The sequence below is a fragment of the Vibrio sp. CB1-14 genome, from assembly GCF_040412085.2.
Classification (GTDB): Bacteria; Pseudomonadota; Gammaproteobacteria; order Enterobacterales; family Vibrionaceae; genus Vibrio; species Vibrio chaetopteri.
In genome coordinates, this window is sequence record NZ_CP115922.1 from 1 (window position 1) to 23,749 (window position 23,749).

The window sequence follows — 23,749 nt, forward strand, 5'->3', positions numbered from 1 at the left end:
CGACACCTGTTACCAAGTGCCGTCCCTCTAAGAACCCAGCGTGCAACTTTCACCGCACTAGGCTCAAGCCTTCACGAAGGCACCGATTGGCACCCAGCAACTTATAAAGAAGTGAGAGCAGGCTCATGCCAAGAGTTACGGCATTGCTTCTTTGATTTTCTCTTAGCCAAGTATTCTTGGTATTGAGGATCAAAAGGCGTAGCGGCACTCCTGATTTTCACATGTCTTTCTATTGGCACCTTAGCTATTTGAAACAGATTGAACTGACAATCCATATTCATAATCTTCTGCCAACCGTGAAATTGCCATTGACCTTGACGGTTGATGAAGTATTTAAGGGCGATCCAAGTTCTAGATTTTGTTGGATGACGTCTTTTAGCCCAGTGCCATAACGTATGGAATAGCTTGTGACCTACATATCCGAATACCTGTTTAGCCACGCAGTGTCGATAGTAATTCGACCAGCCCCTGAGTTTCGGATTTATCAGCTTGATAAGATCGTTGACAGGGATGGTTACGTGCTTTTTGATGAGTTCGCGCAAGTTACTCAAGAACAGGAGTGTATTGGATTTGCTCGGTTTAATGAGCAATTTCCCTTTGTATTTCCTATGATTAAAACCTAGGAAATCAAAACCTCTGCTGATGTGGGTAATGTGCGTTTTCTCTTCGGAGAGTGTTAAGCCTCTTTCTGCTAAGAAATCAGCAATCAACGGTTTGATATCGTTCTCCAACACTTCTTTTGAAGCACAAGTGACGACGAAATCGTCGGCGTATCCAATAAAGTTGGCTCTTGCACCCTTTTTGAGTGCGGTAGACTTTATGCGTTGCTCAAGCCCTGCAAGAGTCATTAGCATCAAGGTTGGGGATATGACCCCACCTTGTGGTGTTCCCTCGTCAGTACGATAGAACAGCCCTTTGTCCATAAAACCAGACTTTAACCATTGTTCCAACATGCGTTTATCTACGGCAATGTTATTCATAAGCCATTGATGCCCGATCTTGTCGAAACAGGCTTTGATGTCTCCCTCAAGAACCCATTGAGCTGATTTCTTTAGTGCCAGACATTTAAAGCACTGTGCGACTGCATCGGCAGTGCTGCGGTTTGGTCTAAATCCATAGCTGTTAGGGTCGGCAAGTGTTTCTGATACTGGCTCCAGAGCAAGAAGATGAAGCGCTTGCTGCGCTCTATCGACCATGCAGGGGATACCCAGTGGTCTGAGCTTGCCGTTTTTCTTGGGGATGTAGATACGCTTGAGCGGTTTGGCTTGATAAGCTTTTCTGCTCAATTGATTGACTGCTTTCATGCGGCGCGTATCTGTATTCCAGATAACGCCATCAATTCCAGGAGTTTTACTGCCTTTATTTTGAGATACCCGCTTAACAGCAAGAAGTTTTGCTGATCGCGAGTGAGTCAGTATCCACTGCAACGCTTTCGCTTTACTGTGTTTACCTTCTCGTGTTGCCTTTGCAATACGCATCTGAAGCTTTAAAACATGGGATTCGATGTCTTTCCAATTGATGGATTGCCACTGAACACCGTCAGGAGAGGCACTAATCTCTTTTGAAATCATCATTTGCGTTTCTCCTTGAATAAAGTTCTTCAAATTCTCTTGCAACAGAAGACCAGTCGGAAGTCAGCTCACTTTCGTGCCAGATAGAGACCTGTATCTGCATCGTTACAATGCAGCCTTCGCTTTTTCCAACATCCTCTACCTGCATCACTATCGGTCGCAGAGACTTTCCCAAAGGGAGTAATACAGGCTTACCGTGTTTCGTATGTCGCGCAATGTCAGTTTAGATGCCCGCTATGGTGCGGAGAGTTCAACGATCACGAAAGAGCATGGGGCAATCTCTTTCCGACTCTCTTGCCTTTTGGCTACAGCGTGTTAACCACTTCCGCTGTTTCATCACATAACGCACCTTACACGGATTCACGTATGTTCATCATGCTGACTACCTAGCACTCACCCGATTGCGTGGTTATCAGGAGGATCGTTCTCTCGCGATTTAGATCCCGATTGGTAAATACCAACCTTCGTTACATTGTCAGAGCCGCTACTTTATTCAGGCTCCTAGGTTCATCTGGTGATACAGATGGTTCACTCGTTGAGCGGTGAACAGCGCTTCATACGACCTCACGTCGCACGCCCCTAAATGAGTTACGTCTAGTATTAATGACTAGGTAATCAGCGGACTTTACAATACATTAATTAATGTGAAAAATAAAATATTAGGCCGTATCTCTGTTACTCAAATAGACAGTAAGCACCCTCACTGTGTTTTTAGGTGCAGAAATCGAGATTATTCCTCTCGCGCGTTTCTAGTACTGCTTCGTTTTTGGTCACTTTGAAGTTTACTTACTGTTTTAGTTCACTATTTTATCGGTCAGATTTTACTTGAGGAAGTATTGAATCGCCATCATCGATGAATAGATCAGTTAATCTCTATCAGTCTTAAGTAAATATCTCAAATTAAAAAAATATGCCCTTGTTAATTCGATGTCTCCCCCCAATGTATAAAGATAGAATAGGTGAAAATTTGTTCGCCTATAGCCGGAGGGCATGCTCATGCTCCATCATAACCAACCTTCAGGTAGCCCTTGGGGCGGAGGAAAACAAGATCCTCCTAATTTAGGTGAGGTATTTTATACTATTCTCCATCACTTAAAAAAAATGCTTCCAGGCGGAAGGAATTCAAGCTTTTTTATCCCTCTTATTATTTTCTTTTTAGCAATCATATTCTGGACGTGTTTTTACACGGTACCAAGCGATTCTGTTGCTGTGATACAACGCTTTGGCAAATATGTCCATATTGTTCCTGCAGGGCTTCATCTCAAGATGCCACTTGGCATTGATACGGCTGAAATCTTACCTGTGAAACGACAACTAAAGCAGGAGTTTGGGTTCATAACACCCATGGCAAAAAATCCCAACCAAAGCCCGAGAATAAACACTCGACGTCAAGAAACACAAATGGTTACAGGTGATTTAAATGCCGCTCTCGTCGAATGGGTGGTGCAATATCGAATCTCCGATCCCATCAAGTTTTTGTTCGAAGTTCGAGATCCTAGTGAAACCCTTCGATATGTTTCTGAATCCGTAATGCGTGAAGTGGTGGGTGATAGAACTGTGGATGAAGTGATCACAATTGGTCGGCAAGAAATTGAGTCTGAAGCGCTCTCAAAAATGCAACAGCTCGCTACAAAATATGCTTTAGGGATCAGAATTGACCAAGTTCAGTTAAAAAACATCAACCCTCCTCAACCTGTCCAGGCATCGTTTAATGAAGTGAACCAAGCCCAACAGGAAAAAGAAAAGCTCATAAACGAAGCTCGCCGAGATTACAACAAAGTGATCCCCTTAGCGTTAGGTGAAAAAGATCAACGGATCAGAGAAGCTGATGGCTATCGCTTAAAACGCATCAATGAAGCTAAGGGAGATACGGTTCGCTTCAATGCATTACTGTTCGAGTATGTTAAAGCCCCAGAAGTAACTAAACGCAGAATTTATTTAGAAACAATGCAGGCAGTATTACCTAATATTCGGACCAAAATTATCATTGATGAACGAGCAAACAATATTTTGCCTTTGCTCAATCTCAACGACACACAAGGAGAGCCTAGATGAAATCGATTAAAAAAGGGGTCATAGCCGCATTGATTTTAGGTACATCTTTTAGTGTATATAACGCACTTTACACAGTAAGTGAGGTTCAACAGGTCATTATCACTCAGTTTGGAAAGCCAGTAGGGATGCCTATTTTTAATGCTGGATTAAAAATAAAAGTACCATATATTCAAGAAATTAATACCATCGACAAACGAGTGTTGGAATGGGATGGTCGCCCTTCCGACATGCCAACAAAAGATAAACTGTATATTTCTGTAGACTTGTTTGCTCGATGGCGAATCGTTGACCCGCTTCAGTACTTTTTACGTCTCAAAGATGAACGCAGTGCACAATCTCGACTAGACGATATTTTAGGTAGTGAGACACGAAATGCTGTAGCAAAACATGAATTGATCGAAATAATACGTACTAACAAAAATCGCAAACCATTACGAGATCCATTATTGAGTGAAGCTGAAAGAGATCTGAAAATAGGCGCCTTAGTTCCTATCCAAAAAGGTCGCCAATTTGTAGAGCAAGAAATATTCTCTGCAGCGTCAGAAAAAATAAAAATCTTTGGAATTGAGTTGCTCGACATTAGATTTAAACGTATTAATTACAATGAAAGTGTTCGCCCTAAAATTTATGAGCGAATGATTAGTGAACGTCGTCAAATTGCAGAACGTTTTTTATCCGAAGGAAATGGGGAGGCTGCGAGGATTCGAGGTGACAGAGTGAGAGACTTGGATAAGATTCAATCTGAGGCCTATCGTGAAGTCGAAGAGATTCGGGGACAAGCTGACGCTAAAGCCGCCGAAATTTATTCATCAGCTTACAATAAAAATCCTGAAACAAGACAATTTTATGAATTCACACGAACGATGCAGTCTTACTCGACCGTTATTTCAGAGAACACAACGCTTGTTTTGTCTACTAATAGTGACTTATTCAAGTTTCTTAATGGTATAGATAGAAATCCAAATATCACAGTTGAAAAACAATGAGTAAAAGAGAAAAAATAACACCAACTAATATAACTCGCCTACCCAAGGGATATATTGATTGGATCTCTCAACCAATATACCGTTTCATACATATTGAATCTGCAGCAGGTATTGTACTATTTGTTTCAACGTTAGTTGCCATTTCACTAGCCAACTCAAATTTAAGTGAATCGTTTACTCGCTTTTGGCAGATTTCGGTAGGGGTTACTTTTGGTGATTTAGTATTTGAACGGTCATTACACAAATGGATCAATGACGTAGGAATGACCTTATTTTTCTTTCTTATTGCCTTGGAACTCAAACGTGAGTTAGTGCTAGGAGAACTTAGGAACCCTAGATTAGCGATTTTGTCTATTGCAGCTGCTCTTGGGGGCATGTTAGTGCCTCCTCTTTTCTATTTTCTTATACAGTTTGGTGAATCAGGGCAACATGGTTGGGGCACTGTCATGGCTACAGATACCGCATTTGTGATCGGGTGCCTAGCACTTTTAGGACGAAGCATTCCAAGCAGCTTGCGTATATTCATGCTATCAATGGCTGTGGTAGATGATATCGGCGCGATCTTTGTTGTTGCTATTGGCTATGGAGATAGTGTTAACTGGATGTCCATACTTTATGCCTTGTTAGGGTTTATTATTGTTCGGGTTATGGGCTTTTTAGGGATCCGCAGTATAGTGCTCTTTTCTATTGTTGGAGGAATGATATGGATAGCCATCGATATGTCTGGCATACATCCCACAATCACCGGAGTGATTCTCGGCTTACTAACCCCTACAAATAAGTGGGTGAGTAAGGAGCATCTTTCCATCATTATGGATACCGTAGTGTCATCTTCCACTATAGAACAATGGAGTGGTGATAAAGTAGAAGGAGAGACGTTAAGAACCGCTGCAGCGGCTGCGCGCGAAACTCTTTCGCCAGTTGAGCGGCTGGAAATGTTACTTCATCCTTGGGTTGGGTTTGTCGTGTTACCGTTGTTTGCTCTTTCCAACGCGGGTGTTTCGCTAACTACGGCGAATTTAACTTCTCCAATTACGCTTGCTATATTTTTAGGTTTTATTTTTGGCAAGCCAATAGGTATTACCTTGTTTAGTTGGATTGCCGTCCGACTTAAAATTGCAATATTACCTGAAAACTTGAATTGGGGAATGATTATAGGGGGGGGGATGTTAGCTGGCATAGGTTTTACTATGGCATTGTTCATCGCGGAATTAGCTTATGACCCTAACCAAATTAATTCTGCGAAATTAGGCATCTTCCTAGCGTCTATTTTTTCGGCTTTTCTCGGCATCATCTTTCTTCGCTATTTCTCTGTTAAAGAAAAACGGAAAGATGCTTGATGATGCTTGTTATTCCAACTTATAAAATAGGACATAAAAGAAGTCACTACTTACCTCTATAATAACAAGGTAGGTAGTGAATATTAAAGAGAACAGCATATACTCTATTGATTGATATGTTGAAGAGAAAAGACTCATTTATTATGAACTACAGCGTTTCCCACATAACGTCACATTTCCCTTCTATTGCTGTTTTTAATAATTCAAGTAATGGATAAGCTCGCTCAATAATTGAAATAGTAGGTTCTGCTTTTTCATGCACTTCAACAATATTAAGGTTTCGTATTTTTTCACGTTCGAACGCACTATTTAGTTTTACCAGTACCTCTGGTATATCTGATGAAAAAATCGCACTTGGCACCTTTCCACTATGCCCATTATTTTTATTATTTCTTGAGCAACGTCACCAAACATGATGACACTTGCATGATTTTTACAACTAAATTTTACTAGCATAAAAACCTCTCTGCATTTGCTATCTAAACAAAACTATGTCTTAAGCAGCTTCAAAGATAACCCCAATTGAATGTTTGCTAGTATCTATTTGTTCATTCATCATTAATACATGTGTTTAAAGAGATGGAATTGAGGCTATCTACTTTATTACTGGAATATAACGTTATAATTCGATAAGAAATACCACGTTTCAATAGATATCTAGTTTCCTCTTTCTCACAAAATTCGATAGCGACTTGCTTAACTAGACTATCCATATCAACAAATTTGCTTTTGGTAAAAATAAGAGAAATGTTATTCGCATCTGACTTGGCTTGTAATAGTGTTAATGCTCCTATTTTTTGTGGGAGTCGACTTGAAATAATCGTTGCTCTATAATCAGATAACTCATTTGGTAACATTTGATTTGATAAACAACCGTTCAGCAGAATGATGATAAATAGTACGAATGTATTACGATGTTGATTCAAGAAAAACACTCCCTCTTGAACTATTTCTAGAGTTATAATTATGAAAAACTTTATGCATTGAGTTGGATGACATAGCCGACAAAAATGCACTGTAATCGAGAGTGAATTGAACTTTCGTTCCAACGGTTAAGGGCTTTTGGGAAGTTTCGAGAATCAAGTGATCACTGCTTGACGACAAAATGTTCATATCATATGGAGCGATAAGCCCCGCCACACAAACATCTTGACGTCCCAGGGCGAGAATTGCTTGCGAAACAGCTCCGCGGTCTTGGAGTATTTCCCTTTCACCAAATGCATTGCCCCCTCGATTCCCCCATGGCAAAGAAGGTTTAATTTTAGCTTCGATCACCTCAGCAGTTAACGTAATCGCATCGGTGTGTAACCCTTTGATTGAATTCTGCTCTACAGGGACACAGCCTAAGAATATTGCTTCTCCGAGTCGCAAGTTGTTGACTCGAGTTTTCCCCTCATGAGCTAGAACCCAATTGATTGAAGATGAGTTTCCACCTGAAATAATCTCAAGACTAATACCAAAAACTGCTTCAATACCGTCTGCAAGATCAGAAAGAAGCCTCATCTTTTTATCATCAGGAGCAACACCATAGCGACACGTAAGATTCGCCCCTATCCCTTTGATAACTATATTGGGTAATAGAATGATCTCACGTATGAAATTAATGACGCGACATGGCATAACACCTTCTCTCAAATCTCCAAGCTCAACCATTATTATCACACCGTGTTTAGTATTTGCTCGTTTTGCTACACGAGAGAGCCGTTGAATAACTTGAACTTCAGTATTCAGACTGATGTCACAATACGCCACCACACTCGCAATCTGACTCAGCATTGGAGTGCGTATTAACATTTTCGGAACAGCAACCCCACAATGTGTCATTCTTTGTATATTTTCCACTCTAGAATCAGCAAGCATACTTGCTCCAGCATCAACCAGAATGTGCGCAATGATAGGATGACCTAAACAGGACTTTGTAACTGGTGTGACTGAGACATTTTTTAAAGCCAGTGTTTCAATAAGAAACTTGGCGTTATGGTGAATTTTTGAACAGTCAATATTTAACTTCGGGTAACTCACCTTTGCTCTGATATTTTGTTTTCTAACAAAGGATAGGTCGAAAATACCATCTGAAGCAGTTGTTCTTTAGATTGAGATAATGGATCTGTCACAGGTAGGTCAAACTCAGCAGAATACACACTTATTTCGGAAATAATCTCATCTGAAGACATCCCTTCATGATTCAGAGTTAACCCGATAACTGTAGTATTGGAGAACGCCTCTATGAGGTTTATCTCACAGGCAACGGAAGGCATCGGCATATCTGGGAAATCTGTGCGATACATACGTTTAGGCGCATGTTGTAGAATAACACTAGTCGGACAACTACCACGTAATATAAACGAGCTGGTAGAGAATGCAGGATGACTCAGTGCTCCCTGTCCTTCAATAATAATGATATCTGGATTCTCTGCTTCATACGCTTTAACAATGACTGCTTCTAGCTCCCCAGCACAAAATTGAGAGGGGACAGCATCTAATGCCACACAATAAGGAGCACCTTGTATAATGCCCGTTTGTCCCGTCGCTATCATAACAACATTGAGACCCTTATTTCTTAACTCATTCGCCAGTATCGTCGCAGTCGTTCTTTTCCCCAATGCGCAGTCCGTTCCCATTATCGCAATTCTTGGACACTGAACAGTGTGTATTTTGCCACTAAATAATTGCAGTTCTCCCTTGCTCTTGGGTCTACGAATATCAAGAATATGAACATTATTTTTTAAGCTGGCTTCACGAAAAACAGGGTCATCATTTAAGAACTCATGTAAGCCATTCACTATATTCATATTTAATGACATAGCATCGAGAATAATTTTCTTTTCAGAATCTGAAAGAAAACCTTTTGACGGTGCTATCCCAAAAATAAAGTAATCAGGAACTGTTTCTGCCTGAATAATGGCTTCTTCAATATTGGCCACAATAGGAATATGATTTTTCGTACCATAAAGAACTTCACCGGAATCTAAGCTAGCTAGCTCACTATCAATGACAGATAAAATGCGATAATTGTGGGAATGCCTTACCAAACCATTCGCTGTCTTTCCGTCAGTTTTATTAAAGTTACCTTCACAGTAAATAATTGCAGAGGGAGTCGTCGGATTAACTTTATGGCAAAGTGGCGTCCAAGGTTCCGGACGAGTTGGGCTATGGTTGTTTTTTATATGTTCGGTTCTAGTTAATTGAAAGATGTTTCTTAACTTTCTAGTTGAAATTGACATAATTAAAGCCTGCAGTAAGGCTTAGGGGGGGCTACTAAGGAGTGCCGAGATGTGAGTTCGGAAAAGAAAAGAAGTCCCTACTAAGCGGTAGGGTGAGCAACCATGCTAACACACTTCCAAGACTTTTGTTGGTTATTATTGATACACTTTCGGCGTCTATCACTTTAAGACTTAACCCATACTCGAGTGATTGATTAGAGATTTAAGACTTCTTGTTCAACACTTCCATATCAACCTCTAAGGTTTAAAGTTTCAGATACTTTTTCTAATATCAGTTGAGTGGGTCAGAGCTTTTAGTGTAACTGGCAACTCCTTGTGTCGTAAGCACCATCTCCAGATATCTCGACGATTCGTCGACGTGTTTGCTTGAGCAAATTAGGAAGGACTTCTGCATCAGTGACATTAGATAAGCTCAGCTCTGCTGCTACTATCTCGTGAGTGCTTGTGTCAACTGCTAAATGCAGTTTTCTCCAGACTCTACGCTTCCCGTCAGTACCATGCTTTTTGACCTTCCATTCACCTTCGCCATAAACCTTGAGACCAGTAGCATCGATGGCCAGATGCTGTATCGCACCTCTGGTTTTAGTTTTAAATGAAACCTCAACTTCCTTAGCTCGACGGCTTATACAGGTGTAATGTGGACAAACAAGCGGTATGTTAGCCAGCTTAAATACAGAGTCTAGAAAGCCTTGCAGCGCTCTCAATGGCATAGAGAAAACACGTTTTACCATCAATGCGGTAGTAATGGCTAGATCGCTGAATCGACGAGGCCTGCCGCGCTTACTCTGTTTGCTTTGCTTCCACTCGCGTATTGCTTCTTCATCAATCCAGAAAGTGAGTGAACCACGGTTGATTAGGGCTTTGTTGTACTGTTTCCAGTTAGTTGTTTTGTAATGAGGTTTCGGCATAAGGCTACGATGATTAACTGATGTAGCCGATCAGATCGTAACTTCCTGATTTAGTTCCATCGAATTACGCAACAAAGCCCCTTGCAACTCAGAGGTGCACCACAATGTGTTTGCGGTGATTGACTAATTGCTTACCTAGATCAATGATTGACATGCTTTTTGTTATGTATGTAATGTACCTAAAGAAGTTTAATGTCACATAACCCATCTCGCCATAGTCGTGCGCGATAGTTCGATTCCCGACTGGGTAAATAGCGACTCTTGGCGATACAGTGGCATCGCGTATTGGTATTTGCCAGCAAGCTTTCTGTCGCGAAGCTTTTAGGGATAATGCTTTGCGGCGCTGGCTTTTGAACGATGTGGCTTTTGTCTTCAGTTTGCTCACACTGACGGCAAGCATATTTAGGACGAACATATTCCAGCACTTTGAGTACCGCTGGCGAGAACTCTAGCTTTTCACTGCGGTCTTCACCGATTTTATGCAGGCTATGCTTGCAGCATGCACATTGTTTTTCGTTATCATCTAAATCGAGTTCGATAACCTCACGAGGCAAGGTCTTTGGAAGTGGCTGACGTTTACCACGCTTCTTCGTTGTGGTGGTGGTCGTCATGACCTCAACCTCTTCTTCCTTAGCAGCTTCGCATTCCACTTCGTTGAAGAGGTCACCTTGAGATTCATCGTAAGGCTTTAACGCCTCCGAACGTTTAGCGAACTGGCGATCGATCATCGAACGAGGTAACTGGCGTAATACTGATACACAGTACCGCTTCCAACTCTTTTATCAGGTACCCAAATACCTCAACATCATTGGATGCAGTGTGCTGCGGTGTGCGGCTCAACTCTTCAAGTGCGATTAGAGCGGTCTTCCCTCGTTTAGCAAGGACGTCGATATTTTTAAGCTCATTTCGAACAGCGCGGTAATCAGCATTGGTTAAGTATGGCTTAATGAGTTTCCGCAGCGTTTGGTTCTGAGTTTTTAGTGGAACATGTTTGCCGGGCATTTGACCATAATAAGACAGTAGGATGTGTGTTGTAGCCGCGCGAAGTTGTTGACTGTAGTCCATATTATTCAGTTTTTTAAAGCTCTAATATGAAAGGAGTATATCAAGATAGGACTGAACGTGCAGAGATTCAACAAATGACGAAAGGAGTCATTACTAATCAATGCGATAATCGTCATTCTAGAGCACTATAACTGAATGTATAGGTTGCCAATAAGATAAACAAGAACAAGAAAAAACAAGAACCTCGATAACAAAGCCAACTTGTTAGCCCGAAAGGCAATATGGCTCGCATTTAGTGACGATTTCATCTCAATGAAAAACGTGGACACGTGGCACGTTTTACCAAGGCTCGGCCTCTTGGATACTATGCAGAAAAACAAGGAGCTTACCAATGAAGAGAATAAACATAAGACGCAGTGGGGCGTCACAAAATGATCACCCTATTGTGTTGAAACAAGCGCGAATGTCCGTGGAGTCTATATCTGTAGATCGTAAAACGGTAGGGGGCATTGTTATACCATTTCGAGTAACGTCTGCAGGTGGAGGGTACACCTCTGTTACCGTAGAGATCCCCTTATGCGAGCTCACAAATATGTTTATGGCAGAGTTAGAACCCATAGCTACAACGAGCTTTCAGAGCACCTCATTCATCCACAGGGTACAAATGGTCACTCATAGAAAAAACGCGCATCAGTACAGCAAAGATTTCTTGAAGGGGTTATTCGGCAAAGTCATAAACGCTATCCCACTCTGGCAAGAAAACAAGATATGAAGGTGTTCGACGCGTCGACAAAAGAGTTACTGAGCGAAAATATCGCTGAATACCTCAAAAACACTGCTTGAGGAATGTTGCCTATGTTTTAATCAAGGTGCTTTAGAGTGAACAAGTCGAAAACATGGAGGCATTATGACTTTACATCAGCGTGTTATCACCGGTGTCTTTCTGGCATTACTTCTTACCGGTTTTGTAAATAGACAACAAAGTAAACCGAAGCAAGAAGCGAACTACTTTGTGTTCGATCTGCGCGACTACTCTAGTTACGTGCTCGCTAACAGCCCTAATTGCCCGCTAAGCGAGGAAACGGTAAGGGTAGAAATACAAACTAATTTCCCGCACCACTCATACCAGATGAAATGCAAGTCTGCTGAGACAGAACGAAAAGTTGAGGTAGTCAATGTGATATCGAAGCGAAACGAATTACCTCCATCAAGACTCACCGGCTATCGTTGGCACTATGTAGACTCTAGTCATGGTGATTACCCATACGCGGTATTTGTCACATCAGTAAAAAAGACGGGCGCCGACTATGCTCTGGTTGTTGAAGAACACCCACTGAATCGTCAAGGGGTACAATTCTTTGAGCTATACCGAAGTAAATAGCGCAGCGGCAATGATAACGTCAAACATCATTAAAATGACTAACGTATCCCGGTAATTTCAATCATGTAGTTGGCCTGACCATGCACGTCCTCAAGAGCACTCACCGGTAGGTTTAGCTGACCATTGTCGTCAAGCGATACATACATCTCTTTGGTCTCTCCAGGACGGACCACAACACCGTTAAAGTTCAGAGAGTAATCAGCGTCAGCACGCACAGTGATGAACAGCCGCTGCTCGCCACTGGCGAGTTGACCATTATCGGCTCGAAGCGTGTTGGAAGTAATTAATGAATGCGGCTTGTTGTAAATGTCGGCTAGCGGTCGGTTGTGAGGTACGGATGTGATCGCATCGAGCTTGAAGAAGTTATCTGGTTCGTAGGCAAACTGATAGACTTGTGTCTGTACCTGGCCAAATGCGTCTGTCACAGTAACAGTGAGCTTATAGTCCTCTCCGACATTTGTCGGGAATGTTCTCGGATACTCAAGCCCATAAACATTCTCGCCTTGATCGTTGAACGCCAGTTCGACGTTATCGTTACTAGGACCACCACTAAGATTTAGTTTGGTAAACTGATAAGCGCTATTCTCGTCAATCCTTAACCTGATACGTTCAAGACCTTTCACTAACATCCCAGGCTCGTAGACTTCGCCATCTTTGAGTTCAAAGCTGATGACGGGAGGAGACTTATCATTGTTATATTCAAAGCTATCCCCGACAGTCGTAGCCCCATGGTTTTCTCTTGCCTTTACAGCAATCGTAAACTGCCCCTCAGGAAGCGACGTTAGATCCCAGCGATAAGTATAATCGGTTCGATCTTCTGCTATCTTTCCGCCTGAAACGTTGAGCGTTTCACCTGTATTTTGATCAATGATCCAAGCACCATTTAATCTCAATCGGTCGAAGAAATGTCCCCGTCCTAACTGTTTTATGTAGGCGGTCATAGTCTTGTTTACTTCATCAAACACGCTAGTGATTTGAGGGTAATACTGGCCATTCCAATGCGTCTCGCCCCAACGCGGGTTTGAACGCAAAGCATTCGAAGGATCATAGACAGTAGCGTTACCATGCAAATAACCTAGCGTGCCATCTTGCATCGTGTAGTCGATATCAAACTCACAAAAGGTCTCGCCTGGAGGGATAAAACATTCCTTGCCAAAGTGAACGAAACGTTGCGTGTAACTTCTCTCTTCAACGTAACCACGAACACCAGACACGCTAACGGGTAGGGAGGACACATCCACATAATAGCGGTAGAAATCGCGCCACCCGACATCGCTGAAATTGTAATGGACGTTAACTAGATAAGGCGTTTTGGGCGCAGCATCAGACAGCGTAACGTTATAGCCAATACCATGCCCTGACCATTCATGTTGATTTACAAACCGTATATAGTTGCCATTAGTGTTGCCATACGGAGCGCTAAACACAATATAGACATACTCATCGTCCTCGCCAGCGACCCGGTTCTCACCTAGTCCATTTGTGAAAACGAGTCCACCATAGTTATAAGAGCGCCAATTGCTTTTTTTGACGCGATAAGCGCCGACAACTGGGTTCGTATGGACAACCATGCCGCTTTGATACCGTTCAAAACCATCGAGACCTGGTCCTATCGAGCTAGAAGCTGACGGATTGTAAAACCCCCAAAGCTCGACGGCTCCTCTATCGTTATCCATGCGAGCTGTTTGACGTTCACTGATGTAACGATTGCCAGCTTTGTCTACGATGACAACTTCCAGCAGGAAGTCTTCGTCCAGATTTGAACGAGGAAAGACACCGGTCTCAAACGTTCTTGAAGCAACGTTGTTGGCCGCGTCATATTGCATAGGTGCAGTAATAAGAAGGCTGCCATCTTGTCGATAGTTGTTCACTGTAACGCTTTCGATCCCACTCTCGTCTGCAATGTCTTCTACGATAAGCAGAGCATAGCCACTACCACCATACCCGAGTGACCATACTGGACCTGTCGTCACCATATTGTAACCTCCAGCGTTGTTGATAAGCGCGCTGGCTGAAGGTGAACTGGTATCTACAACTACATCATAAGAAACACTACCGGTCACATTAGATTCAAAGTCCAAAATGTCCTGAGTAAAATTGTAGGTACCATCTATCAAGAACCGTTTCTGCACATCAAAGACTACGCCGTAATAGACGTTACCAGCTGAGTCAGAGATCCTGTCATCGACGGTGATAAACTCTGAAACGTTGATAGGCAACTCCGCCATTCTGCTGACGTACCGTGAGTCTGACCCGTCTATCCAAACCTGCCGACAGTAGAACACCTACATCTGATGAAGGGTTAATGTAACCCTGCGCTGAAGTATGTCGTTGATCGCCATTCGTATCGACAAAGCTAAATTCGACAACATCCGCCCGAGCTCCAAACGATATGAGTACAACAACGATTGTTGCAAACAGAATCTTGTGCATGATCACTCCCTTTTCCAACAGCAATCTATTTGTGTCCTAAACCTGCCCAAAGAATAGGGGTAGAGAGTGCAAACTTTCCAAAGGGTTACTTATGACAGACCTTTTTGGCTGCTTAATCGGCACTTTTGATACATAAGTGAGGTTAACCTACCAATAAGATCCATCGCGAGGAGAGCACAATGCTCAATGCGGAACAAAGCTGTGCCGTTCAGCAAACCAGTCACACACTGATTGTCGCCATTCCGGGTTCTGGTAAGACGCACCTTTCTATCGAGTATGCCAAACGCATAGTCACAGAGTCACTGTATGATGCGGTGTGCATGATCACCTTCACCGATGCCGCCGCTCAAAACATGCTAAAGAGAGTTAAAAAAAAGCTGAACATACCCGAGCAAAAGAGAGTAGTTACCTGCACATTCCATTCTGCTGCCTGGCGAATATGGCGCCATATGAATCCTCAGCGCAGGCTCATAATGGACAATGACCGGAGAGTGTATGTTGAGCGCGCTATGCGCTCTGTTGGTTGGGTTGATTTAGAAGAAGCTGAAGATGTATTGGAACAGCTAGGTTGCAGCTCAATCCACAGACGTTTTGACGAACATACAATGGCTCTGTACGAAAAGTATCGTCAATACCTTGAGCAGGACAAAGTTATCGAACTCTCCATAGTAATGCGAGATGTCGTAGAAGGCATGCAGCAAGGGCATTACCCCTCTCTAAAAGCACTTTACGGCACAAGCCATTTGGTTATAGACGAGTTCCAGGATACGGATACTTTGCAATACGAGTTTGTCATGACTCACTTTCTACAAGGCTGTACGATTTTCGCTATCGGGGATGATGATCAGAGCGTCTATCGATTTAGAAATGCAAATGGAATCTTGAATTTAGAGAACTTTGTGAAAGACATTGATGGCAAAGTACTTCCTCTCATAACCTGCTACCGTTGCCCTCAAGAGATATTAGACGCTGCGAATTGCGTCATTAATCACTGTTTCAAGAGATACGACAAACAGCTGATATCCGCACTCGACAGGAAAGGGGAAGTAACTCTAGTTGAATACCAAAACGCGTCATTGGATAAACTTATAACCCAAGTGGCCAAAAACACATCTGAAAACCACAAGCCAGAGGGCCAAGCAATTTTGGCTCGTACCAATCGCACGCTGACCGAGTTTGAAATGACACTTCAAGAATATGGCGTGACGAATTACGTAAAACTCGGTGGTAAACGATTTTTAGATCTCTTCTACATCCGATTCTACTTGAGAATGCTTTATACATTCAGTCAAAAGTCATATTCACACCTTATCGAATCGCTTGCTTACTTCGAGGTATCAGAGAGTGCACTTGATGAAGTGCGCAAGGATATGCGAGAACACGACTTCACCGAAGTCATAGGACAGTTTGTGATTCGGTGTCATGAACCGCAATACAAGCGTAGTCATGGAATCTCGGATGAACTGATAGACTTTCTTCATACGGTTACAATTGACGGTTTCCCAAAGTTCGAAAACGCCTCGGACATAGCCCATTTCCAAAGGGGCATTGTTGAAATGTTATCAATCAAGAACGCCGGTGATCTTGAGAGCCTATTGCGATTTACCGACATGCTCACGCGGATGGCATCCAAGAACCTATCACTGCAACCAATCATCAATCACTTCTATAGTCAGCTACAGAAGAAAAAGCGTAGCGCCGACACCGACTTTAAAGGCAAATTGGTACTTAGTACTTTACACGGTTCAAAAGGCTTAGAGTTTCAACACGTGAGCATTCTGCCCTGTGTGGAAGGGCACATACCTTTCCTCGAATCCCACGATACGCCATTGCTTGACGATGAGCACGATGAAGAGGCTAGGCTCTTTTATGTTGGAATGACCCGCGCCGAACAATCCTTGACGCTTTACACCATGGCCAACAAAGCATCGCGTTATATCGTTGATCTGTATCAGCACGTCAATTGTTCATTTATCGATTTGAAGGAGATGGAATTGGAAAAGCAAACCTAACCTAACATCTATGGAAAATTAACAAGCCTCGATTTGTCTGCTTAATCGTCAAGAACACAAACTTGCTTGTGTTTAACTAAAGTTCATCGCATAAGGAAATGACGCTATGAACTTTCTACTCACTATTGGTACAGCTGCACTAATCACATTGTCGTTTCATGCTAGTGCGTATAACGCACGCAGTGGAGCGGCACTCGCGACCTACGCAACACTCGCTGAACAAGATAAAGAAACACGTACACCAATTGGCCAGCCGTACTTATTGGCAACCTTTAGTCGAGAACATTGGCGCTATGACCAAAAGAACAATCGACACTTGGTTTGCAAACATCCTAATAATGATTCGATCAAATTTCTACCCGTGGAAACATCACTACGGTGCCTAGGACCCGACTTCAACTGGACTCGTCTCTACGGAGGTAAGACGCTCTATCCAAGCCACACAATTGAAGAGTACTTGGGCTGGCAATCTGGGCGCACAGCAGAAATTGAGCTGATAAAAAATAAGGAAGGAAATCTCCTAATTCACTATAAAAATGTGGGCACCTTCGATTCGGATCGATACACCCAAATGTGGGACAGGAGAATGAGCGCAATCAAACTCGCTCGTGAGGCTCGAGATACTAATGAACCTACTGGTGAACCTGCAGACCCACAATCGTTAAGCGATTTTATGGAGAATTCAGTCATCATCTGGTTCTATATTCCTGCCTTCGTCCTACTAATGATGGTCGTAGCAGCGATAAATCGATTCATTACAAAGAAGCGTGAGTCTAACGAGTCTGAACCCATGATTCGAAGTAGGAATTCATCATCAGATGATGTATTCGCAAAAACCCAGCGTCGTCCAAGTCAAACAGGTAGACAAAGCCGTCGAACCATATCCACTCATTCAAACTCACGCTCAGAATCTAGTGATTTTGTAACCGGTGCTATGGTCGCCAACGTCATGATATCTAGCGGGAGTGACAACCCCAGAAATGGTGGCAGTGCTCACAACGACTGCAGCTCATCATACAGTGACAGTGGTAGCTCTGGAGGGGATGGAGGCTGCGGTGGTGGTGGTGGCGAATAGGAAGCAACTGTTTTCTATGGCCAAGGTATCTCTATGATGCCAATCTAGAGTCACAAAAACATTATTCAGTGAAATACATCGGTACATTCGCTCCGTAAATGGAAACAGCACATCTGTACCAAAGCGCCTTATCAAAGCTGCAGGACAATAAGGGTTTTAAAGTCTTTAGCTCTTGTTCTATTAGGCGCTTAAACTCCTTCTCTCGCTCAACATTATAAAGCCTAGCGACCTCGTTATAGCTTGGCAGCCATTTCGAAACAAATTCTATAGCGTCTAAATGACTAGCAAACGTTCTAGGACGGTATTTCCTATCAACGAGGCTACGTGAGTGAACTTGCCAATAATCTTTTAGCAGCCCTGCACGGTCGATTTTCGTGCAAGGACGAAGAACATCTTCACCGAAGATTTTGACAAAATAATGTGGTGGACGACAAGGTACGTTCAAATAGAGTTCGTTTCTTAGCCAAATAGCCTGGGGCAGACTTTTAACGACGGGTTCCACCTTTTTGTTGTCGCGCTTAAAGCGAAGCTGACACGAGCCACTTGGTAGTCTTGAAATGTTACTGAAACTATCCATGCTATATCCCCTATCTCCACCAATTAAATGCAGTCCAGACATAGACACGCTCGCGCAAAGCAGGGTGGTCATCAAGTCTCGGATTGGTGATTAATATATTGCACTGCATGAGAACCGCGTAACCATCAGCAGCTTGGCGGCCTGTACGCTGCGTGAAATCTTTAAGCGCACCATCGTTCATGGCCACCTTTTCTCCCACAGAATAGAGTTTGTCACCAAGCCGGCAGCCTTCCATATCGTTCCACTGCCATGCGCGATAGAAACGAAACTCAGGTGGCATTTGATCGGCTTTGTTGCGTAATTCGATGGAACTAAATCAGGAAGTTACGATCTGATCGTCTACATCAGTTAATCATCGTAGCCTTATGCCAAAACCTCGTTATAAAACAACGAACTGGAAACAGTACAACAAAGCCCTAATCAATCGTGGTTCACTCACTTTCTGGATTGATGAAGAAGCCATAAGCGAGTGGAAGCAAAGCAAACAGAGTAAGCGCGGCAGGCCTCGTCAATTCAGCGATCTTGCCATTACAACCGCATTGATGGTGAAACGAGTTTTCTCTATGCCATTGAGAGCGCTGCAAGGTTTTCTAGACTCAGTATTTAAGCTGGCTAACATTCCGCTTGTTTGTCCACATTACACCTGTATAAGCCGTCGAGCCAAGGAAGTTGAGGTCTCATTTAAAACTAAAACCAGAGGTACGATACAGCATCTGGCCATTGATGCTACTGGTCTCAAGGTTTATGGAGAAGGTGAATGGAAGGTCAAGAAGCATGGTACTGACGGGAAGCGCAGAGTCTGGAGAAAGCTGCATTTAGCAGTCGATACCAGCACTCACGAGATAATAGCAGCAGAACTAAGTTTATCTAATGTCACTGATGCAGAAGTCCTTCCTAATTTGCTTAAGCAAACACGTCGACGAATCATCGAGATATCTGGAGATGGTGCTTACGACACAAGGAATTGCCATGATGCCATACGGATTAAGCGAGCTGTTCCGCTTATCCCACCAAGAGAAGGGGCTGCCTTCTGGGAACAAGGACACCCTCGCAATTTATCGGTAGGTTGCCAAAAGCTCTACGGCTCCAACCAGAACTGGAAAAAGCGGTATGGTTATAACAAGCGTTCACTCTCAGAAACAGCCATGTATCGTGTGAAGCAGTTGCTAGGAGGTAGATTAAGCCTGAGAAATTACAATGCTCAGGTAGGTGAAACCTACGCCATGATTAAAGCACTGAACAAGCTTACAGGGCTTGGTATGCCTGAAACTCAGTATGTTGTATAAGAATTACCCAATTTCAGGCAGTTTGGTTTTCTGTCCGAATTACGCAACAAAGCCCATTTGATCATCGGCATAAGACGTAGTGAGAGCGAAAATAAGTGACATAAAAACAAATAAATACCTACACATAGATCCAACCTCTAATGAGACGTTGAACTTAGAATAGGGCTAACGTTAATCCTAGCAATAAATTAAGCAGCCAAAATGACACTGCTTAATCAAATGAATTTTTATATAAAAACTGTGAAGCCTATCTTTGTGTTAACGGTTCCAAGATTGATGACATAGAAGTGAACAATGAGGAGACATAGAGCATGCATAAGGTTAAAGAAGCTGCAAAAACAACCTCCTATCAAATCCTCGGCACCATAGGGGCTCTATACATGGTAGCAATCCCTATCATACTAATTCATGCCTTGTATCTGGAGCTTGAACAGTACATAGACTGGGAGCACATAGTGCAAGCGAGTAGATATGCAGTGTTGGCTTCTATCGTCATAGTCCCTTGGTTCCTCATCAATCTGTGTTTGGCGAAACGTGGCGTTGAGCAAGAAGAGGGTAAGAAGGAGAAATAATGGGCATTCTAACCTTTATATGGACAGCAATAATCTTTTCAGTGAGTGTGACCATCTACTATCAGGCGCTTAAAAGTGAAAAGGAAGGTTACAATGAAATGTACCTTATAACGCTTTTTGTTGTAACGTTAATATTGTGCGATAAACAAATAGAACAGCTCTTTCTACTAATACAGTCCTTTCTACCCGAACAAGGCACACACGCAAGCAACTTAACGGCTTTCATTATTACAGCACCTTTAATAGTCATTCCTTATTGCTACGCAATTAAACTGACAGGAAAATTTATTCATTTCATCTTACAAAAGCGCAATCTTTCAGAGGAGATATAGTATGATTGATAACATAGTTGGTATTAAAGTATATAAAGAAGATTATATTAAGAGCGTAGGAAAATGTTACACACAAATCGCTATTTTCTACACTATCATTGTTTTCCTTTTAGCTTTTGCTTGCATTCCAGAGATAGATAGCGAAGCGACAGGCGGTACCTACATCTTTCTTTTGTTTATGAGAATATTACTTAGCGTAATAGTTTTATTTGTGGTTGCAATGCTAACTATGAGTACCGTGTTAAAACGAGTGGGGATGATGTTTGGTTACTATATACCACTGCCGGACGAGGACTTTGCTGCATGGTCTGATTTTGACTTGCTCAATACTGAGCAGAAAAAGAAGCTAATGAAACTGGCCTCTGAGCATGCAGAAGTGCATGAATTTGTTGAAAAAATCTTTGAGCAGGATCGCGAGCCAAGATACTATGAATTCAAATGCTTGGCGAGTATTGTCACACGAAAAGACGAAATGGAAACGGAACGACGATTTAAGTCAGAATTTTCAGAAGCGTAAGGTTGATGATATGGATACGTGGAATGAAGATAAATTAGTCTTACCTGTGATAACCAAGTCTCAAGTAATTAGAGCAAAGAATGTATTTAGAGTAACATTCGCTTTACTATTCCTGGTTTCACAGGTTTTATTAATACAATTGATTGGTCAGATTTCTATAGACGAAATTGATATCGACATCTACGTTGGGTATCTATGTTTAAGTATAGTTGTACTATGTATATGTGGGTTACTCACGATTATAATGTTAAGCACTATAGCAAAGAAAATTCCCTTTTTGCCTAAGATAGACAAGGAGCCCGTTCTATGTTTCTTAAACAATAATCCAATAGATACAGAACAATCAAAAAAGCTATGTGAAATGAGTGACCAAGATGACGATGTTCATGACTACATTAGTGACGTAAACAAGCAATATCGAGATATCCAAGTCTTCGAATATTATATGTTGCTTGATTTTATCTCCAATAAGAAAGAAAGAGCGATTAAAAATCAATTAAGAAGCATATGAAGAATTAGGTAGTGCTTTGGTGCACAAACTTTCAAGAGCGGCTTGCTCAAAGCCGCAAGGTTACGAGCAACAGCAGCTCACTATCTACAAGTGACAACGACAGAACAGCAAAAACACCGATATGAAGATCAACATTTGAAAATGGATCTCAACGTTATATAATGTCCATTATAGAAACTTGAGAATGATCATCGGATGAACAGTAACCAAAACGACATCATTGTTGTAGACCAAAACCACAGTCAAATCGCTTCAAATAATCTGGAGTTAGTTGCTCTCAACCGCAGAAAACGAAACAGTGACAGCGTCACGAATCCAGCGCTTAGTTACATCAGTTCTCTTAGCTCCACCAATACAACGGGTGGCCAGGCTAATGCCCGATACATTCTTGAGCGTTTTTCTCGATTCTTTCTCGGTAGCAGTTATCAACTGATTGATTGGTTCCAACTGTTCAAACAACCTTCACTTCTTTCTAGAGCGTTATCGAGTTTCATCATCTATAAAGAGCATGAAGTTGCCAGGCTAAAAAAAGCATCGGAAACGACTCGAAAAAACCTTGAGTCAACACCACTCCTCGAAGGCTTACAGATTGTCGCGCAGCAATATTTTGACGCCAATCTGCTAGAAGAAGTGACATATAATCAATTACTTATAACCTTACGTGAGTTTAATAAGACCAGTGAGGCAACAGATCTTCTCTCCTATGGTTGGTTAAAGCCCAAGCACGCCAATGTAAGGATCGAGTTCGAACCGCACATCAGTGCAAAGGTTGAAAAAGCGATTGAGTCGTTCGCGTGTTACTGCATCACTAGCTGCATCCATCGCTATAACTGGGATGAACTGCTGGTGGCTCCTGTTGTACAAGCTTCTATGAACGAATATCTCTACGATGGTGTGCAAGAATACGACAGGGAACTTGGAAAAATCGTCAAAGTACGCGACTACAGCCCTGCAACCGTCGACAACATTTTTCGAATGATCCGCGGCGTTGCCAAGAGTCACTGGTTAGCTGGCAGGTTAAGTATTGATGATCTTGAGCGGATAAGAGCAATTCGTCTTAGTCGAGGATCGCGTCTAGATTCCGGTCGGTACATAGCTAAGTCTGAATTCGCCAACATAATGGAAATTACAAAGAATCAAACAAATCAGGTGAAAGCCCACAGAGATCGCGCCATGTTGGGACTGATGTACGCTGCCGGTTTACGCCGTCTAGAGGTGGTTCAACTCAAAGTAGGAGACTGTGATCTCGATACCGGTGAGCTCCATATCATTGGTAAGGGCAATAAAGAGCGGTACGTATACATCGCAACTTCAGGATTTGTCGTCAAACTTCTAAGAAAGTGGATACAAGTTCGTGAAAATAGCCAGAATTTTACTTCACGAGACCCTATGTTCTGTCGTGTTAATAAGCACAAGCAAGTGATAAATCAGGCTATGACCACACAGTCCGTCAATCGTGTCTGCCAAGAGGTATCGCTTGTATTAGGCCGTACTATATCACCGCACGATTTTCGTCATTCCACGGCCACGAATCTATTAGGAGAAGGTTATGATGATTTGACAGTAAGTAAGGTCATGGGACATGCCGACCCAAAAACGACAAAGCGTTATGACCAACGTGGCATTGAGGCTATTAAGAAAGCTATTTTACACCTATAACTGCAGACTTATTCAACTGGTCGTTTTTTATCCTAATACTCATTAATATTGTGTATATCGATATCATCTTCGAATACTTCCTCTAACACTCTCTTGAGAACCGTTGTTCGTGTCTGTCACAAATACTGAGCGCTTCGTTGATTCCAACGCTTAAATGATGGAACCTTCAAATATTTCTACGAAACAATCTGTGAGAAACTCTAGTTTGATGTCTATGTATATAGCTCTCATCGTGTGTATTTTCCATGCCACACGATTTCCAATACTCATGCGTACTTAAATATTATATACTACATGTTTTATAT

General features: G+C 42.4%; 21 protein-coding genes and 3 pseudogenes. 12 read left to right on the plus strand and 12 right to left on the minus strand.

Annotated features, from left to right (window positions below):
* Positions 1 to 101: 101 nt before the first annotated feature.
* The gene (gene ltrA / locus PG915_RS23910) at positions 102 to 1,574 is read right to left on the minus strand and encodes a group II intron reverse transcriptase/maturase (protein WP_353500326.1); all 1,473 of its coding nucleotides are present in this window, start codon (positions 1,572 to 1,574) and stop codon (positions 102 to 104) included.
* 993 nt (positions 1,575 to 2,567) lie between these two features.
* Between ltrA and hflK the strand changes: the two genes are divergently transcribed.
* From hflK to nhaA, 3 genes are read left to right on the plus strand one after another with little or no spacing between them, the layout of a single operon-like run.
* Positions 2,568 to 3,626: an FtsH protease activity modulator HflK gene (gene hflK / locus PG915_RS23915; RefSeq protein WP_353500327.1), complete on the plus strand. Its 1,059-nt coding sequence runs from the start codon at positions 2,568 to 2,570 to the stop codon at positions 3,624 to 3,626.
* On the plus strand, positions 3,623 to 4,612 hold the full coding sequence (hflC, locus tag PG915_RS23920; protein ID WP_353500328.1) for a protease modulator HflC: 990 nt from the start codon (positions 3,623 to 3,625) through the stop codon (positions 4,610 to 4,612). The genes hflK and hflC overlap by 4 nt, the downstream gene beginning before the upstream one ends.
* Positions 4,609 to 5,952: a Na+/H+ antiporter NhaA gene (gene nhaA / locus PG915_RS23925; protein ID WP_353500329.1), complete on the plus strand. Its 1,344-nt coding sequence runs from the start codon at positions 4,609 to 4,611 to the stop codon at positions 5,950 to 5,952. Before hflC ends, nhaA begins: the two co-directional genes overlap by 4 nt.
* Before the next feature lie 148 nt (positions 5,953 to 6,100).
* On the opposite strand, the pseudogene PG915_RS23930 reads toward nhaA, so the two are convergent.
* From PG915_RS23930 to PG915_RS23960, 7 genes and pseudogenes are all read right to left on the minus strand, one after another.
* A pseudogene (locus tag PG915_RS23930) lies at positions 6,101 to 6,408 on the minus strand (DUF1840 domain-containing protein).
* 92 nt (positions 6,409 to 6,500) lie between these two features.
* Positions 6,501 to 6,878, minus strand: a complete 378-nt coding sequence (gene gspS2, locus PG915_RS23935) for a type II secretion system pilot lipoprotein GspS-beta (protein WP_353500330.1) — start codon at positions 6,876 to 6,878, stop codon at positions 6,501 to 6,503.
* A complete protein-coding gene (locus PG915_RS23940; RefSeq protein WP_353500331.1) occupies positions 6,862 to 7,974 on the minus strand; it encodes an alanine/ornithine racemase family PLP-dependent enzyme in 1,113 nt (370 codons plus the stop codon). Before PG915_RS23940 ends, gspS2 begins: the two co-directional genes overlap by 17 nt.
* A complete protein-coding gene (locus PG915_RS23945; RefSeq protein ID WP_353500332.1) occupies positions 7,971 to 9,176 on the minus strand; it encodes a DUF1611 domain-containing protein in 1,206 nt (401 codons plus the stop codon). The genes PG915_RS23940 and PG915_RS23945 overlap by 4 nt, the downstream gene beginning before the upstream one ends.
* Before the next feature lie 305 nt (positions 9,177 to 9,481).
* A pseudogene (locus PG915_RS23950) lies at positions 9,482 to 10,084 on the minus strand (IS5 family transposase); the annotation flags it as partial.
* 198 nt (positions 10,085 to 10,282) lie between these two features.
* Positions 10,283 to 10,809, minus strand: a pseudogene (locus PG915_RS23955) (IS66 family transposase zinc-finger binding domain-containing protein); the annotation flags it as partial.
* Complete coding sequence (locus PG915_RS23960; RefSeq protein ID WP_353500432.1) at positions 10,790 to 11,149, minus strand: hypothetical protein; 360 nt, start codon at positions 11,147 to 11,149, stop codon at positions 10,790 to 10,792. The pseudogene PG915_RS23955 and the gene PG915_RS23960, both read right to left, overlap by 20 nt.
* 847 nt (positions 11,150 to 11,996) lie before the next feature.
* Here PG915_RS23960 and PG915_RS23965 point away from each other — a divergent pair.
* Positions 11,997 to 12,470, plus strand: coding sequence for a hypothetical protein (locus tag PG915_RS23965; protein WP_353500333.1), 474 nt, complete (start codon positions 11,997 to 11,999; stop codon positions 12,468 to 12,470).
* A 38-nt stretch (positions 12,471 to 12,508) separates the two neighbouring features.
* On the opposite strand, the gene PG915_RS23970 is transcribed toward PG915_RS23965, so the two are convergent.
* Together PG915_RS23970 and PG915_RS23975 are read right to left on the minus strand one after the other, a co-directional pair.
* Positions 12,509 to 14,698: an Ig-like domain-containing protein gene (locus PG915_RS23970; protein WP_353500334.1), complete on the minus strand. Its 2,190-nt coding sequence runs from the start codon at positions 14,696 to 14,698 to the stop codon at positions 12,509 to 12,511.
* Positions 14,652 to 14,903: a DUF4165 domain-containing protein gene (locus PG915_RS23975; protein WP_353500335.1), complete on the minus strand. Its 252-nt coding sequence runs from the start codon at positions 14,901 to 14,903 to the stop codon at positions 14,652 to 14,654. The genes PG915_RS23970 and PG915_RS23975 overlap by 47 nt, the downstream gene beginning before the upstream one ends.
* 179 nt (positions 14,904 to 15,082) lie before the next feature.
* Here PG915_RS23975 and PG915_RS23980 point away from each other — a divergent pair, with 179 nt between their 5' ends.
* The gene (locus PG915_RS23980) at positions 15,083 to 16,915 is read left to right on the plus strand and encodes an ATP-dependent helicase (protein WP_353500336.1); all 1,833 of its coding nucleotides are present in this window, start codon (positions 15,083 to 15,085) and stop codon (positions 16,913 to 16,915) included.
* Positions 16,916 to 17,021: 106 nt separating this feature from the next.
* Positions 17,022 to 17,990, plus strand: coding sequence for a hypothetical protein (locus PG915_RS23985; protein ID WP_353500337.1), 969 nt, complete (start codon positions 17,022 to 17,024; stop codon positions 17,988 to 17,990).
* A gap of 61 nt (positions 17,991 to 18,051) precedes the next feature.
* Here the strand turns inward: PG915_RS23985 and PG915_RS23990 are convergent, their stop codons facing one another.
* Entirely contained in the window at positions 18,052 to 18,567 is a 516-nt protein-coding gene (locus PG915_RS23990) for a hypothetical protein (RefSeq protein ID WP_353500338.1), read from the minus strand.
* A 10-nt stretch (positions 18,568 to 18,577) separates the two neighbouring features.
* On the minus strand, positions 18,578 to 18,847 hold the full coding sequence (locus PG915_RS23995) for a hypothetical protein (protein WP_353500339.1): 270 nt from the start codon (positions 18,845 to 18,847) through the stop codon (positions 18,578 to 18,580).
* Between the two features lie 85 nt (positions 18,848 to 18,932).
* Here PG915_RS23995 and PG915_RS24000 point away from each other — a divergent pair, with 85 nt between their 5' ends.
* The 6 genes from PG915_RS24000 to PG915_RS24025 all read left to right on the plus strand — a co-directional run bounded on the left by PG915_RS24000 (position 18,933) and on the right by PG915_RS24025 (position 23,444).
* Positions 18,933 to 19,853 carry an IS5 family transposase gene (locus tag PG915_RS24000; RefSeq protein ID WP_353500279.1) on the plus strand — a complete coding sequence of 307 codons (921 nt, stop codon included), beginning with the start codon at positions 18,933 to 18,935 and terminating at the stop codon, positions 19,851 to 19,853.
* A 311-nt stretch (positions 19,854 to 20,164) separates the two neighbouring features.
* The gene (locus tag PG915_RS24005; protein WP_353500340.1) at positions 20,165 to 20,425 is read left to right on the plus strand and encodes a hypothetical protein; all 261 of its coding nucleotides are present in this window, start codon (positions 20,165 to 20,167) and stop codon (positions 20,423 to 20,425) included.
* Complete coding sequence (locus PG915_RS24010; protein WP_353500341.1) at positions 20,425 to 20,757, plus strand: hypothetical protein; 333 nt, start codon at positions 20,425 to 20,427, stop codon at positions 20,755 to 20,757. The genes PG915_RS24005 and PG915_RS24010 overlap by 1 nt, the downstream gene beginning before the upstream one ends.
* Position 20,758: 1 nt before the next feature.
* Positions 20,759 to 21,274 (plus strand): hypothetical protein, encoded by a 516-nt coding sequence (locus tag PG915_RS24015; protein WP_353500342.1) that lies wholly within the window; start codon positions 20,759 to 20,761, stop codon positions 21,272 to 21,274.
* A gap of 10 nt (positions 21,275 to 21,284) precedes the next feature.
* Positions 21,285 to 21,785, plus strand: coding sequence for a hypothetical protein (locus PG915_RS24020; RefSeq protein WP_353500343.1), 501 nt, complete (start codon positions 21,285 to 21,287; stop codon positions 21,783 to 21,785).
* A 195-nt stretch (positions 21,786 to 21,980) separates the two neighbouring features.
* The gene (locus PG915_RS24025) at positions 21,981 to 23,444 is read left to right on the plus strand and encodes a tyrosine-type recombinase/integrase (RefSeq protein WP_353500344.1); all 1,464 of its coding nucleotides are present in this window, start codon (positions 21,981 to 21,983) and stop codon (positions 23,442 to 23,444) included.
* Positions 23,445 to 23,749: the final 305 nt, after the last annotated feature.

Excerpts from the sequence above, each read along its gene's own strand:
- PG915_RS24025 (WP_353500344.1), top strand. The coding sequence starts at position 21,981 with ATGAACAGTAACCAAAACGACATCATTGTTGTAGACCAAAACCACAGT.
- PG915_RS23990 (WP_353500338.1), bottom strand. The coding sequence starts at position 18,567 with ATGGATAGTTTCAGTAACATTTCAAGACTACCAAGTGGCTCGTGTCAG.
- nhaA (WP_353500329.1), top strand. The coding sequence starts at position 4,609 with ATGAGTAAAAGAGAAAAAATAACACCAACTAATATAACTCGCCTACCC.
- PG915_RS24015 (WP_353500342.1), top strand. The coding sequence starts at position 20,759 with ATGATTGATAACATAGTTGGTATTAAAGTATATAAAGAAGATTATATT.
- PG915_RS23965 (WP_353500333.1), top strand. The coding sequence starts at position 11,997 with ATGACTTTACATCAGCGTGTTATCACCGGTGTCTTTCTGGCATTACTT.
- PG915_RS23970 (WP_353500334.1), bottom strand. The coding sequence starts at position 14,698 with ATGGCGGAGTTGCCTATCAACGTTTCAGAGTTTATCACCGTCGATGAC.
- PG915_RS23985 (WP_353500337.1), top strand. The coding sequence starts at position 17,022 with ATGAACTTTCTACTCACTATTGGTACAGCTGCACTAATCACATTGTCG.
- hflC (WP_353500328.1), top strand. The coding sequence starts at position 3,623 with ATGAAATCGATTAAAAAAGGGGTCATAGCCGCATTGATTTTAGGTACA.
- ltrA (WP_353500326.1), bottom strand. The coding sequence starts at position 1,574 with ATGATGATTTCAAAAGAGATTAGTGCCTCTCCTGACGGTGTTCAGTGG.
- PG915_RS23980 (WP_353500336.1), top strand. The coding sequence starts at position 15,083 with ATGCTCAATGCGGAACAAAGCTGTGCCGTTCAGCAAACCAGTCACACA.
- PG915_RS23960 (WP_353500432.1), bottom strand. The coding sequence starts at position 11,149 with ATGGACTACAGTCAACAACTTCGCGCGGCTACAACACACATCCTACTG.
- PG915_RS23945 (WP_353500332.1), bottom strand. The coding sequence starts at position 9,176 with ATGTCAATTTCAACTAGAAAGTTAAGAAACATCTTTCAATTAACTAGA.
- PG915_RS23995 (WP_353500339.1), bottom strand. The coding sequence starts at position 18,847 with ATGCCACCTGAGTTTCGTTTCTATCGCGCATGGCAGTGGAACGATATG.
- PG915_RS24010 (WP_353500341.1), top strand. The coding sequence starts at position 20,425 with ATGGGCATTCTAACCTTTATATGGACAGCAATAATCTTTTCAGTGAGT.
- PG915_RS24020 (WP_353500343.1), top strand. The coding sequence starts at position 21,285 with ATGGATACGTGGAATGAAGATAAATTAGTCTTACCTGTGATAACCAAG.
- PG915_RS24005 (WP_353500340.1), top strand. The coding sequence starts at position 20,165 with ATGCATAAGGTTAAAGAAGCTGCAAAAACAACCTCCTATCAAATCCTC.
- PG915_RS23975 (WP_353500335.1), bottom strand. The coding sequence starts at position 14,903 with ATGCACAAGATTCTGTTTGCAACAATCGTTGTTGTACTCATATCGTTT.
- hflK (WP_353500327.1), top strand. The coding sequence starts at position 2,568 with ATGCTCCATCATAACCAACCTTCAGGTAGCCCTTGGGGCGGAGGAAAA.
- PG915_RS24000 (WP_353500279.1), top strand. The coding sequence starts at position 18,933 with ATGCCAAAACCTCGTTATAAAACAACGAACTGGAAACAGTACAACAAA.